This is a genomic window from Methylobacterium variabile (assembly GCF_001043975.1).
GTDB lineage: Bacteria > Pseudomonadota > Alphaproteobacteria > Rhizobiales > Beijerinckiaceae > Methylobacterium > Methylobacterium variabile.
In genome coordinates this window covers 1-13,008 of sequence record NZ_LABY01000040.1, presented here as the reverse complement: position 1 = coordinate 13,008, position 13,008 = coordinate 1, and the positions used below count along the sequence as shown (strand labels likewise).

At 72.3% G+C, this 13,008-nt stretch carries 13 protein-coding genes; 1 reads left to right on the top strand and 12 read right to left on the bottom strand.

The genetic code is table 11. The features are described 5' to 3' along the window. Positions 1-18: 18 nt before the first annotated feature. From VQ02_RS06785 to VQ02_RS38065, 11 genes are all read right to left on the bottom strand, one after another. A complete protein-coding gene (locus tag VQ02_RS06785; protein ID WP_048443404.1) occupies positions 19-516 on the bottom strand; it encodes a hypothetical protein in 498 nt (165 codons plus the stop codon). After that, positions 513-1,052: a hypothetical protein gene (locus tag VQ02_RS06780; RefSeq protein WP_048443403.1), complete on the bottom strand. Its 540-nt coding sequence runs from the start codon at positions 1,050-1,052 to the stop codon at positions 513-515. The genes VQ02_RS06785 and VQ02_RS06780 overlap by 4 nt, the downstream gene beginning before the upstream one ends. Further along, positions 1,042-1,614 (bottom strand): hypothetical protein, encoded by a 573-nt coding sequence (locus tag VQ02_RS06775; RefSeq protein WP_048443402.1) that lies wholly within the window; start codon positions 1,612-1,614, stop codon positions 1,042-1,044. The genes VQ02_RS06780 and VQ02_RS06775 overlap by 11 nt, the downstream gene beginning before the upstream one ends. Beyond that, complete coding sequence (locus VQ02_RS06770; RefSeq protein WP_048443401.1) at positions 1,592-2,188, bottom strand: hypothetical protein; 597 nt, start codon at positions 2,186-2,188, stop codon at positions 1,592-1,594. Before VQ02_RS06770 ends, VQ02_RS06775 begins: the two co-directional genes overlap by 23 nt. A 118-nt stretch (positions 2,189-2,306) precedes the next feature. Next, positions 2,307-3,170, bottom strand: coding sequence for a MotA/TolQ/ExbB proton channel family protein (locus VQ02_RS06765; RefSeq protein ID WP_053080265.1), 864 nt, complete (start codon positions 3,168-3,170; stop codon positions 2,307-2,309). Next, positions 3,167-3,610, bottom strand: a complete 444-nt coding sequence (locus tag VQ02_RS06760; RefSeq protein WP_048443400.1) for an FHA domain-containing protein — start codon at positions 3,608-3,610, stop codon at positions 3,167-3,169. The genes VQ02_RS06765 and VQ02_RS06760 overlap by 4 nt, the downstream gene beginning before the upstream one ends. Beyond that, a complete protein-coding gene (locus VQ02_RS35415) occupies positions 3,607-4,527 on the bottom strand; it encodes a DUF4399 domain-containing protein (RefSeq protein ID WP_083469091.1) in 921 nt (306 codons plus the stop codon). Before VQ02_RS35415 ends, VQ02_RS06760 begins: the two co-directional genes overlap by 4 nt. Positions 4,528-4,669: 142 nt before the next feature. Continuing rightward, on the bottom strand, positions 4,670-5,332 hold the full coding sequence (locus VQ02_RS34650) for a glycoside hydrolase family protein (RefSeq protein ID WP_157080530.1): 663 nt from the start codon (positions 5,330-5,332) through the stop codon (positions 4,670-4,672). Positions 5,333-5,382: 50 nt separating this feature from the next. Then, positions 5,383-5,877 (bottom strand): hypothetical protein, encoded by a 495-nt coding sequence (locus VQ02_RS06745; RefSeq protein ID WP_048443399.1) that lies wholly within the window; start codon positions 5,875-5,877, stop codon positions 5,383-5,385. 35 nt (positions 5,878-5,912) lie between these two features. Beyond that, complete coding sequence (locus tag VQ02_RS34645; protein ID WP_167350716.1) at positions 5,913-7,994, bottom strand: bifunctional serine/threonine-protein kinase/formylglycine-generating enzyme family protein; 2,082 nt, start codon at positions 7,992-7,994, stop codon at positions 5,913-5,915. Continuing rightward, a complete protein-coding gene (locus VQ02_RS38065; protein ID WP_048443398.1) occupies positions 7,991-8,236 on the bottom strand; it encodes a hypothetical protein in 246 nt (81 codons plus the stop codon). The genes VQ02_RS34645 and VQ02_RS38065 overlap by 4 nt, the downstream gene beginning before the upstream one ends. Positions 8,237-9,026: 790 nt before the next feature. On the opposite strand from VQ02_RS38065, the gene VQ02_RS06730 reads away from it, so the two are divergent. Further along, a complete protein-coding gene (locus tag VQ02_RS06730) occupies positions 9,027-11,636 on the top strand; it encodes an ATP-binding protein (RefSeq protein WP_157080529.1) in 2,610 nt (869 codons plus the stop codon). Between the two features lie 71 nt (positions 11,637-11,707). Here VQ02_RS06730 and tssG read toward each other — a convergent pair whose 3' ends face one another. Next, complete coding sequence (tssG, locus tag VQ02_RS06725) at positions 11,708-12,820, bottom strand: type VI secretion system baseplate subunit TssG (protein WP_157080528.1); 1,113 nt, start codon at positions 12,818-12,820, stop codon at positions 11,708-11,710. Positions 12,821-13,008: the final 188 nt, after the last annotated feature.

Here is a 13,008-nt window from a genome sequence, read left to right as displayed (position 1 = left end):
CGCTGCCGAAGCGGTTCGTCAGCGGGCCTTCTGTCCCGCCTCGGGCGCGTCCGGGCGGCAGATGCCGGTGCTCTGGGCCAGGACGGGCACGTTGCCGATCATCGCGTGGCGCGTCAGGGAGGCCGGAACGCCGCCGCCGGTGCGGGCGGCGAGGAGCAGGGTCACGGTCGCGAGGTCGCCGCCCGGCGTGGTCCCGACGAGAAGGGTCTGCTTGTCCGTGACGACGATGCGCGCGATGGCGGCACGATCCTGCTCGATCATTGCCGCCCGCCCCTGGCGCAGATCGTCCGGGGCCGCCGCGATGGTCATCACCGACGAGCCGCTCGGAGTGCCGGGCCCGTAATCGAGCCCCCGGAACTGGCCGACGGAGACCGCCTGGAAACGGCAGACGAGGGGCGCCGACAGGATCTGGAGAAGCGCGTCCTCGGCCTCGGCCGCTCCCGCAACGACGAGCGCGATGGCGGCGAGGAGAAGCGACCGCGCGGGCGGTGCTCCGCGTATTGCGGACGATGTCATGGATCGATCCTCATCTCGAGGCTCTGGCCCGGCCGGGGCGTGCGGAGGCCTGTGGCATCCGTTCCCGCGGAGACGACGCCGAGCAGGCTACGCCTCAGGGACCCGCGCAGGGCGTCGCCATCGGCGCTGTCCGTGGAGGCCGCGAGCGCCCCGGTGATGCCGAGCGTCACGATCTGCCGTGCCAAGCGTGCCGCGCCGAGGGAGGACGGCGGCGCGTCGCCGGCCGTGATCGGCGCCATCGCATGGGAGGACCCCGACGGGCGTCCGGCGCCCTCGGCAACGCCGTCGCGCCGGCCGGATCGTTCGGCCCTGGACGTGACGGCGGGAGCGAACTGCGCGAGGCGGGGAGGGGGCTCGCTCGCGCCCGCACGGAGGCCGCGCACCTCCTCCGGCCGGGGCCGCGCGAAGTCGAAGCTGCGGCGCACCGGTGCGTCCGTCGGTTCGGCCGCAGCCGGCACCCTGCACCCGACGGCCGCGAGGAGGGCGATGGCGGCGAAGGCGGGCCACCGCCGGCGGCGCACGGCGTCAGAGGACACGGACGGCCACCATCCGGGCGCCGAAGGTGAGATAGAACAGCAGGTTGGTCGCCAGCCGGGCCCGCACCTTCGGAACCCGGAACGCGATCCCGCCGAACGCCAGGCGGCGGGCTCCCTCGCGGCGCAATTCGCCCTCCACGGGTCGTGCGGTGTCGAACAGCCATTCCGTGCCGCCTCGCCGATCCGGCCGGAACAGCGCGAGGCCGAGCCAGTCGAAGCGGGCGAAATCCCCTCCCGATCGTCCGCGCTCGGCCGGATCGATCCGCAGGTTCAGGTATTCGACGGTGAGCGCATAATGTCGGCCCCGGTCGCGACACAGCACGACGCCGCTCGCGACGACGCCCCAGGCCTCGCCGACGAGCTTGGCCGGTATCCACCGTCGCGCCCGTGGGCAGAGCTGGACGGGTTTGCCGAATGCCAGCCAGTAGCTCCGGTCGGTCTCCTGTGCCGTGGCCGGGCCGGTCAGGACGCGCATGCCGATCGCGAGCAGGAGCGCGGCAACGGCGCAGCCCCGCCGGCCGCAAGGGCGCGCGGGCACCTCAGCGAAGCGCGACACGGCCATCTGGCTCCACCGTGACCGTCGCCGCGCGCACCCGCTGCTTGGCCGTGCGCAGGGTGCGGACCGGAAGGTCGTGCGGCCCCGAGCGGTCGAGCAGCGTCCCGGATACCGCCACGGCGGCGCCGTCCGGCAATGCGTTGGCGACGTAGTCGATGCTGTAGGTGCCGGGCTCCGCGCTCGGGCTCTGCCAGAGTTCCACGGCCGGTCCCGCCGTCATGTCGTAGGTGAGTGCCGCAGCCGAGCCGGGATGATCGCGCCCGTCGGTGTTTGCTTTGTACCACCAGAACTCGCGGCCGGCGGGATCGGTGACGTGAAGATCGACATCCGCCCCGGGGTCGGCCCACCGGATCTGCACGAGCAGGAAGGGAGGACCGGGAGCGGCGGTCCGCGCGACGCGATCCTGAAGCGCGCGCAGGGTGCCATCCATCGCGGCGATCCGGTCGGCGGCGGCGCGGCCCTGGCCGTAATAGGGGAACAGGATCATCGTCACGAGGATGAAGGCTCCCAGCGCCGAGGCGAAGAGATCCAGCGCCGAGATGCCGAAGATCTCGATGTGCCGCCGCCGACGTCTGCGCATCAGGTCGTCCCGCCCGATGTCCGGTTGATCGCTTCTCGATGCGGATATCGGTTTCGCGAAAGCGCCGCGCGGCGGCGAGCGATGAGGCTCGGGGAGACGTGCGGAGCGGGAGACGCCGTCATGCGGGACGACCCGCCTTGTCGACGTAGATCCGGTTGATCAGGTGATCGAGACAGTATTGTCCCGAGGCGTTGAGTGCCAGCTCCTCGCGCGTCTCGACGATATTCTGCCAGAACATCAGTATGGCGGCCATCACGAGCGCCACCAGGGTTCCGTCGAAGGACACGGCGAGCCGTCCGGTCACTTCGGTCAGGAGCGTCGGTTCCTGGTAGCGGCCCGGTTCGCCCGCATAGGCGAGGGCGTGGCCGATGCCGGTGACCGTGCCGATGAAGCCGAGCGACGGGATCAGCCAGGTGATGTAGCGCAGGGGCGCGTAGCGCAGCTCGATCTCATGCGCCATCAGGTCCATCGTGGCGTTCATGAGGGTGGTGCATTGCTCGACCGAGGCGCTGATCTGGAACTGCAGGATGCAGCGGGAGATCAGGCGCGGCAGGAAGCAGCGCTCCGCCATGCCGCCTTCGCGCACGCGCCGGTAGATCGGCCCCAGGTCGTCGGCCTGGAGCACGGTGCGGGGATCCTCCGGCAGGTAACCGAGGCGGAGCTGACGCAACTCACGCGAGGCGGCGCGCATCCGCGCGGCGAGTTCGCCCGCCGCGATGCAGAAGGCGACCCACATGAAGTTCTGGACCGAGAACGGATAGAGCAGGCCACCCCGGTCGATCAGCAGCTTGGCGGCGTGGTCGGGCAGCGTGAGGCCGAACACGGCGCACAAGGCCACGCCCACAAGGCCCGTGACGGCGGCCAAGGTGGCCCGGTTCTCCGCGAGCGGCGGGCGCCGCCGCGCGGGCGCGCTCCGCGCCGCATCGGCGGGGACGCTCGCCGTCTCCGCGACCGGTGTCCGGGTGGCGGTCTCGGCACTCATCGCAGCCTGACCACGATCCGACCCGTCGCGGGATCGCGCTCGACCACCGTCCTGGGCGCCCGCCGCGGCGCATCCCCGGGCTCGTGCGCGCGGGACGCGGCCGCTTCGGCCTGCGCCTCTTCCGGTGCCGCGCTCGCGGACGGCCCGCCGGTCGCCGTCCCGTGCGGCTCCGGCCCGGGTCTTTCCGCCCGTTCCAGCAGGGCGGCGACCGTCGTCTCGTGATCGCCGAGCCGCAGGCGGTCGTCGGCGCGCAGTTCGGTCTCGGTCACGGCGCGCCACGCCCCGTCGTGCATCCGGTAGCTGCCGGAGGTGCTCGCCTGATCGACGAAGCGGTAGGCACCGGTCCCGGTCACCGTCAGCACCGCGTGCGTCCGCGACACGGTGGGATCGCGAAGGACGATGTCGCAGGCTGCGGAGCGGCCGATCGAGAACGTCCTCATCGGCGCCGACGGACCCGGATCGACACCCGCTTCGACACCAGGGGCGGATCGAAGCTGCGGCCGTTGAAGCTGGTGAAGACGAGCTGAAGCGTGTGCAGCCCGGGCTCCAGATTCAGGTCCGTCTGGGTCGCGCCGTCGGGAAAGCTCCTGTGGCGGTCATCCTTGGGGATGGGAAGGTCGGGATCCGGCGTGTCGGCATCGATCACGACATGGAAATGGCCGGTCTTCGGTACCTCGCTCCGGGCCGGCGCCACGCCCATCCCCTTCACGCCGAAGTAGAGGCGCACCGGGCCCGGGACGGTCGCTCCGTCCTGCATTCCGATGAACGACACGGCGGCGCCCTCCGGGGCGCTGATCCGCGGCTCGACCGCCACGACCGTGATCGGTGGCGAGGCGACCGGTGGGTCGTTCGGCACATGGTTCCTGTCGCCGACCAGCAGTTGCAGCGTGTGCGGGCCGGGCGTCAGGGTGATTTCCGCCTCGGTCTGGCCACCGCCAAGGTGGACGTGGTTGTCGTCCGCGGGGATCGGCCGGTCGGGTCGCGGCAGCGGCGCGTCGATGATGATGTGGTGGTGACCGGTATTCGACGCGTGCTGATGCGCGGTGGCCGGAACGACGCTGCCTGCCGGCGCCACCCCCATGTTGGCGAGGCCGAAGCGCACCAGCAGCTTCAGAGGCACGCGCGCCCCGTCCTTCAGGTCGATGAAGTAGACGCGGGCCCCGGGCGGCGGAGGCGTCGCCGCGAAGCCGTCCTGTCCGTCGGCGGCCCGCGCCTGCGGGAGAAGGACCGGTCCGCCGGCCAGCAGGAGCGCGAGTGCGAGGGCGTGGAGCGGCCTCGCCCGACGCCGTGGCCGGCTCCAGCTCACGCCGACGATCTTTGGGTGCGACCGCTGGTTCCGTTCCCGGATGGTCGCCATGCCTTTGGCGTCACGTCGAGAATTCGCGATGGGCCCACGGCCCGATGCACGGGCATCGTGGGACGTTGCTGTCAGCCGGGGGAGCGCCGCCGACAGGGCCCGGAGACGTCTCGGTTCGGCACTGATCCTCTCCACGCGATCCTCACTCGTTGTCGAACGGCCAGGGTTGGCGCCGCCCCCGCATGGCCGCCGGCGGTGCGGCCTGCGATTTCTCCGGGACACCGGACAGGGCCCTCAGATCCGGGACGGCGAAGCGCTGGCCCGGTGGGCTGCGCACGGCGGAGGCCGGGAAGGTGCCGTCCCGCATCGCCGCGCTCATGCGGCGGGCCCGCAGGGGAGAGTCGATTCGGCACCACTTGGAGTTTTCCATCGAATCGACGGCGGTGGCCCAGTCGCGTGCCTTCACGGCGCCGATCAGGCGCTGGAAGCGGCCGAAGCCCCCCTGGCCCATCTGGTAGACCATCGCGGCCAGCACGACCTGCCGGGGAAGGTTGATGGCCGAGAAGTCCGGGAAGACGGAGCGGACGCCCCGCAGGGCCGCGGTCTCGGAGACGAGCAGCAGCGCTTGCGCCTCGGCCTCGGTCAGAAAGGCCGTCCTGGCGATGAGTTCGCCGGCCGCCTTCGGCGTGACGCTGCGCAGGACGCTCGTCGCGCCGGCCTCCAGGTTGAAGCCGTAGCCGATCGTGGCGATGCCTTTGCTGTCGCGGTAGGCGACGTGCAGGCCGTTGCGCAGCACGACGCGCCCCTCCTCGAAGATCAGCAGGTTCTTCAGCCGGTCGGTCAGTTCGTCGACATCGCCGGTCACGGGCGGTGGCGCGGGGCCTGCCGACGGCCTGTCGGTGTTCGCGGCCAGCATCACGGCAGGTTGATCGTCACCAGCGAAATTTTTTTTTGCGTGCAGGCCTGATCGAGGCAGGCCTGGCTGATCCAGAAGATGCCCCGCGCCAGACCGATCTCGTCGCCGCGCACGATCGTCTGGCTGTCGTCCATGACGTCGTCCCGCAGGCCCGCGCTCTTCAGGAGCTTGTCGCCCAGCGCCCCGAGCCGGTCCTTGGCGACGATCGTGTTCCTGTCCCCGTCCGTCACGCGGATCGTTGGCGTGGCGCGGTCGAGCACCCGCGCGAGATCCCCGGAGGCGAGGCCCTCGGCGATGCCGGTGACGGCGCCCTCGTACTGCGCCGCGTCGAACTGATGGGCGTCGAGGTCCCGCCGGAGTTCGCCGGAGAGCACGTAGGTCCGGCGCTCTGCGTTCTGTGCGGAGGCGGAGGAGGCTGTCAGGGGAACGGCCGGGAGAACCGCGAGGATGGCCGCGATCAGCCCCGTCCACCGTGCCGTCTTCGATCGCGTCATGGGCACACCTTCCGCCAGTCGCGCGAGCCCGCCCGTCATCGGCGTCCGACCTCGGCCGCGACGCGGAAGCCGTGGGCGTAGTAGGGAACCGTCGCCTCGTACCGGTAGCGGGAGGCCGAGCGCAGATAGCGAGCGTCGTTGACGAAGCTGCCGCCCCGCACGACGCGTTGCGGGCAGCCGAGCGTCTCCGCAGCCTTCCCGTCGGCAGAGGCCGCCGTGTAGTCGGGGGTCCAGCAATCCTGGACCCACTCGGCGGCATTGCCGGCGGTGTCGTAGAGCCCGAACGGATTGGAGGGAAAGCTCCCGGCCGGGGTTGGCGCCCCGCTCGCCTTGACGGAGCAGACGGCGCAGTTGGCGTGATCGCTGCCGGCGCTGCTGCCCCACCAGAAGGCCTCGGTGGTCCCACCGCGGGCGGCGTATTCCCACTCGGCCTCGCTCGGGAGGCGGTAGCTCTGGCCGGTCGTGCCGGACAGCCACGCGAGATAGCTCTGCGTGTCGAGCCAGCTCAGATTGATCACCGGATCGTCGCCGCGCGCCGCGTTGCCGAGGCGGGACTCGCAGGCCCCGGCGGTCACGCAGGCGTCCCATTCGCGCTGCGTCACCTCTCGCTGGCCGATCGCCAGGGCGGTCGCGAAGGTGACCCTGTGCACCGGCCGCTCGTCGGGACGGCCATCCGCCGACCCCATCTGGAACGAGCCGGGCGGAAGCACGACCATGGTCGGACAGGTCGGGCAATCCTTGAAGGACATCCCCGGCCGCAGGTCGACCGGCCGCCCCGCCTCGCGCCGACCGGTCGCCGGCGGCTTCGCAGGGCCGGCGGCTTCGGGCATCGGGCTGCTCGCCTGCCGGGCCTCGGGCCGGCGGGGCCCGGTCTCCTCGTTCATCCGGGCGTCCTGCGCAGCCTCCTTCGGTGCGTCGGCCGGGCGGGTCACGAGCCAGAGGCCGGATCCGCCGACCAGCGCGACGGCGAGAGCCGCGAGGCCCAGCACCGCGGATCGCTTGCCGGACGCCGCGCGGGCGCCGGTCCCACGGGCCGCGATCCGGCTGCGCGCGGATCCGTCGACCTCCCCGGCACGAGCCGCGGCGGCGGGCCAGTGCGGAGACGGCTCCAGCATGGTCCGGATGGCGTCGACCGAGTTCGGGCGCCGGTCCGGTTCGATCGCCAGAAGCGCGTCGACGAGGCTCAGCAGGGCGGGATCGTAGCGGCCTGCCGCCACGCGGCTCGCGGGCTCGAGCGAATCCGTTCTGAGCCGTCGCAGGGCGTCGATCGGAACCGTGCCGGTCACCGCGCGGTACAGGATCGCACCGAGCCCGTAGAAATCCGACCACGGACCCTGCTGTCCGCCGACCCCGTACTGCTCCGGCGCGGAGTAGTTCGGCGAGACGATCTGCGTGACGGTGGCGCCGTGCCGGAGATCGAAGTCGCGGGCGGCCCCGAAATCGATGAGAACCGGGCTCCCGCTCGGACGCAGGATGACGTTCCGGGGCTTCAGGTCACGGTGCAGGATCGCCTGCTCGTGCAGCACGGACAAGCCGTCCAGGATGCCGAGGAGCATCCGGTGAACCGCCGGCTCCGGCATCGCCCCCTCGGCGAGCGCCGCCTCGAGAGACCGGCCGTGAACGAATTCCAGCACCATGTAGCCGGTGCCGTGCGCCTCGAAGTAGCGGCGCACCTGCATGATGTTGGGATGCCGGAAGCGCGCGATGATGCGCGCCTCTTCGAGGAAGGACTCGACGCCCTGCCCGAATGCCGCCGCGTCGCGGCTGGAACGGGCCCGGGCCGATCGGTCGCTGGTCCGCACCGCCGTGAAGCTCGGGAAGAACTCCTTGATGGCCACCGGCTCGTCCAGCAGCGTGTCGTGGGCGAGGTAGGTGATGCCGAATCCGCCGGACCCGAGAATCGCATCGATCCTGTACTCGAACAGCATCGTGCCGCGCGGCAGGGCCGCGACGTGGGAGTCCTCGCCCGCGGGAGTCGCGGGGTCAGCCGGGACCGCAGCGGGGGCGTTCTTCGCCGAGCCTCTCCTCGCGCTCCGCCTGGACGCCGGCGCAGGCACCGTCCGCGACACTTTCTCGGAATGGCCCCCGAAGCGGCCCGTATCGTCGAAATTCGTCAATTCGCTCTCCTGAAGGAGAGCCCTTCGAAGGCCCTGCATGCCGGCTGCCCGGCGCCGACACGAAAGCCGCCATACATGCCGGCGACACGGCACTTCAGTGGGAAACGCGTGCGCCCGACATCGCCCTGGCCGGCCACGAAAGTGAGGAGATCCGCCCCTGCCGCGTAGCGGCCCCGGGCGATCCGGCTCCCGCCGAGTTCCTCGACCCGATAGGCGCCGTCCGGCTGCAGCGAGACCGCCACCGAATCCGACAGATAGATCCCGTGCGCGATGCGGAAGCCCCGGGACGATCGGGCCGTCCCGGATCCAGTCGCCCCAGGTCCGGCTGCCCCAGGTCCGGCCACCCTATGTCCGGCCACCCTATGTCCGGCCGCATCGGCCCAGGCTGGAGCGACGGCGGCGGCGAGCGCCGAGAGCAGCCGCGCGCGGCCACGCGCCGTCATCGGCTCGACCCGGCTTGATCGGGCTCCGCCGCCGTGAGGCAAGGAGGACGGAACGATGGCCGGCCGGAGCGCCGGACCGAGACGGCGTGCCGCTCCGGACCGATGCGACGCGCCTCGCCCGTCATGGACGCACAAACCGGCTTCTGAAAGCAGCCAGAGCATGTCTGCAAGAACGCCTTCGTCACCGTCAGAATACCAGGGTTAGACCGTCACAAGATGCAGGCTATAATTCACGTATTACCGATTGATGTAGCGAGTGTTTCATCTGTAACGGTCGCTCGATGGACGCTCATGATCTTCTCGATCTATAGAAGCGCCTCATCCTGGCGGCGTTCGGGGACACCGATGAGGCCGCGACCGGGATCGGCATCGTGCCGCCCGTTCCCGACGCACCGGAGCCAGTCATGGTTCGGCGCAGGCTGCGCGACATCTCTCGATCCTCACACCCGCCTGCAAACGATCAGCGGCAGCCCTCGACGCGCGGCGTCGAGGAGGTTGCCGATGGATCGCGCATCGCCGTGGTCCGGAGGATTGCCCGCGATCCGGGGCGGGGGCCGCGCCGGCCTTGCGGCGGCCGGATCGCGACCCGGTGATCCTCGGAATGCACGCGCGGCGGCCGGACGGACCCGACCGTGCCCCGCCCGAGCGGCGCCACCGCCGCGCGGCGCGGATGGCCGGGGATCGTGCGGGATGGGCCGGCCGAGCGGCGGTCGGCGGCTCCGTCCTGGCGATTGCCCTGACATGGCTGATGCTGAGCGGGATCGAGGCCCCCGCGGACGAGGATATCGAGGTTCGTCGAAGCATCGACGCCGTCGGGCTCGCGGAGGCCCAGCTGCACTACGAGGTCCTCCGGGCCCGTGGCGGATTGGTGCACGGCGACGGGCTGCTCACGACGCGGATCGTGTCCCTGAGAGCATCGCTCGCCGCCGTGGAAGCGGCGCGGCCGCACGGGGCACGCGAGCTGCGGGCCGTCGCGGTCGCCGTCGGGGACGAGATCCGGGCGGCCGAGCGCTTCCGTTCCGCCAATGCACCGGTCCAGGCGGCTCTCGCCTATTTCGATGCGCTGGGCGAGCGGATGACCGGCCTCGATCCACGCCTCGTCCCGCTTCTGGAGGTGCTGCCGAGTGAAGCGGGCGCCCTGGCGCGCGATCCAACGCAGCCGCGCCTCGACGCCTTCCGCCGACGGATGGAGCAGCTGGTCCCGCCCGACCAGGACCTCTCCGGCGACGACAGGGAGATCGGACGCGTGCGCCGCCACGGACGCGCGCTGGTGGAGCTTCTGCCCGGCGTCGACGCCCTCAGCCGCGCTCTGCCGACGGCGTCGAGCGAGCCGCAGCGGGACGCGCTGATCACCGCCCACCACGCCGACCGCGCCGCCCGCCAAGCCCTCGCGGTTCGCGACCGCCTCGCCCTCTCGCTCACCGCCCTCGCGCTGCTCGGGCTGCTCGGGCTTCAGGTCCGCAGCGCCGCACGCAACCTCACGCGGATGGTGCGCTTCCAACGCGTGATCGCGCAGGCCTGCAACCGGTTCCTCGCCGCCCAGCCTGAGGAAGCCACCTCGCGCATCGAGGAGGTCCTGGCCATCATCGGGGCGGCGGCGGGGCTCGATCACGGCTACGTCCTCAGCCTTGAGGCCGACGAGAAGGCCCATCTCTGGTCGCGATCCGGCCTGCCGGAGCCGTCCGGCTGGCCCTGCGCCCAGCGCGCGATGATCCCGGACATCCTCGCCTGGCCGCACGACCCCATCACCATCGAGGTGAGGAACGGCGGCGCTCCGGGAGCCTTGCGGGACCAGCTCGCGGCGCGCGGCGTCGTCTCGTGGGGCTGCACGCGCCTGCGCCGGGGAGATCAGGTCGTCGGTCTGCTCTGCTACGAGCGCTCGACCGGTCCGCTGCAACCCTGGCTGCGCCGCTCGCGCGGCATGCTGCAGGTCATCGGCGGCGTCTTCAGCGCCGCGCTCGAACGCCAGCATACCTCGGAGCGTCACCGCGAGACCGAGGCGGCCTTGCGCAGGGCGCAGAGGCTGGAGACGATCGGCATCTTCACGAGCGGCGTCGCGCACAACATCAACAACGTGCTCAACGTCATCCTGGGTCATGCCGAGATCGCGGCCGAGACCCTTGCGCCCGGCACCCGTGCCGCACGCCAGATCGATCTGCTGATCCAGGCCGGCGGGCGCGCCCGCGAGATCACAGGCCAGATCCTGGATTTCGGCCGCCGCGGGACATCGAGCTGGCACACGAGTTCCCTCGACGTCGTCGTCGGCGAGACGCTCGCCCAGATCCGGAGCTCGATGGCCGAGCCGGTCGCGATCCGGCTCGAAGGCACCACCGGCGGAGCGCTGGTCCGGGGCGAGGCCGCCCAGCTGCAGCAGGTGGTCCACAACCTGATCCGGAACGCTGCCCAGGCCTCGGATCCGGGAGCGGTGGTCGGCGTGCACATGGCTGCGGTCGGCGTCACGGGCGTGCGCAGGCTCTCGCACGGCACGCTGCGGCCCGGCCCCTACGCACGGCTCTGCGTCGTCGATGCCGGCCGCGGGATGGATGAGGCGACCCGGGCGCGCATCTTCGAGCCGTTCTTCACCACCCGCCCGACCGGCACCGGGCTCGGTCTGGCGACGGCCTTCGAGTTCGTGGAGGAACGCGGCGGCGCCTTCGACGTGCGCAGCGCGCCGGGCGAGGGCAGTACCTTCGAGGTCTGGCTGCCGGTGGTCGCCCCGCCCGAGGCCGACCCCAGCGTCGCAGCCACCGGCGGCACGCTGATGCTCGTCGGGCACAGCCGCGCCGGGATCGTGGAGGACGAGGAGATGCTGGCGGCGCTGGGCTTCGAGCCGATCGGGTTCGTGGAGCCCGAGGCGGCGCTGTCGGCCCTGCGCGCCGCCCCGGAGCGCTTCGACCTGATCCTGGTGGAGAGCCAGCTCGCCGCCGCGCCGGGTCTGGCCTTCGCCCGGCAGGCGTCACGCTTCGTCACCTGTCCGATCCTGCTCTCGGCCGCCGCCGTTGAATTCGTGGATGGCAAGACGCTGACGGCGGCGGGCGTGGCGGGCGTGGTGCGCCGGCCCTATTCCCCGAACGCGCTCGTGGCGGTGCTGTCGCGCTATCTCGGCGCCGTGGGCGACGTGCCGCTGACCGAGATCGGCCGCAGCCGCCTGGAACGCCCGGGAGTAGGGCGCCGCTTCCAGGCCGCGCGCCGCGGCTGATCCTCGCGGCGGCATCGCCGGGCGCGTGGACGTCCGCCGCTGCAGGTGACGACCGCGCGTCTTCGAGCGCGTCAGAGCCGGAACCGCGCCTCCGCGGCGTCCGATGTCCGGCCGCCCCCCACCGGCAACCAGGTCGTCCAGCCGAGAAGGCAGAGCGCGGCGGCGTCCAGGGCCGGCGGCGGCACCGCGTCGGCGGCCAGGACGGGATTGACGATCACGGCGGCCTCCGCGCCGAGATAGGCCCGGACGAGGGCACACAGCCGTGTCAGCAGCGCGCTCCCGGGCAGGAGCTGACGGAACTGCGCCTCGTCGAGCGGGCCGACCCGCAGCAGGATCCGCGACCCGATATCCCAAGCCCGCGCCCCCGCGGTGGCGTCGACGCCGAGGCGGTTGAACTGGCCGACGCCCGCGCGCGGCAGCATGGTCATCTGCTCCCGGCCGATCTCGACCCAGGCACCGACGAACTGCTCGGCCGCCACGGGGCGGCCGAGCCACTCCGTCAGGATGGCGGAGAGCCTCCCGGCCGAGCGCGGGCGCGCCGCGAACAATCCAGAGTAGTACAGGACAGGATCGCTGTCGCTCGCGAGACGCGCGACCAGTCCGGGATCCGCGTAGCCGGTCAGGGCGAGCAGCGCCTCCCGCATGCCGTCGCAAGGGGCCGCGGCGGGATCGTCCGGCGATTCCCTGTCGGCGGCCGCGGCGTCGGCGGCGCGATGCGGGCGGTACTTCAGCCCCGCCTGCGCGAACTGCGCGAGCGGCCGCTGCGCAACGAGATCCAGGAAGCGCGAGAAGGCGGCCGAGCGCTGGCGCGCCTGGCCGTTCGCCATCTCTGTATAGGGCCGCGGCAGGGCGCCGCCGGGGCCGGTCAGTCCCAGGATCCCGGTGCGCGCCACGAAGGGTCCGTTCCGCTCCGGGCGGACCGACGTGACGTCGCCCGGCACGTAGGCGAGCCCGAGCGCGGCTTCGAACCGGATCGCGGCGCCCGGATCGCCACGCCCGCTCGCACGCATCATCACCGCCACCGCCGCATCGAAGCTGAACCGGGACGGGTTCGCCAGCAGGGTGTCGAGGAGCGAGGCTGGGACCGGTGCGGTGCCGGGGCGGGGAGGGGGCGGCGCCTCGCCTTGCTCCGGAGGATCGGCAGGGGCGGGGGCCCCCGGCGGGGCCGGAGCCCGGCGGCCCACAACAGCACCTGCGCCCCCCGGCGCGGCGCCGAACGCGCCCCCCCGCCGGCGCCCCCCCTCACCCCCGCCCCCGGGCGCGGGGAGGAGGTGACCGGGGCCATGAGGGGGGGGGAACGCTCCAGCAAGCCCGCGGGCAGGGAAAGGGGCCCCCACGCCCCCAGCGCCCGCTCCGAGGGGGGCGGGGCGTG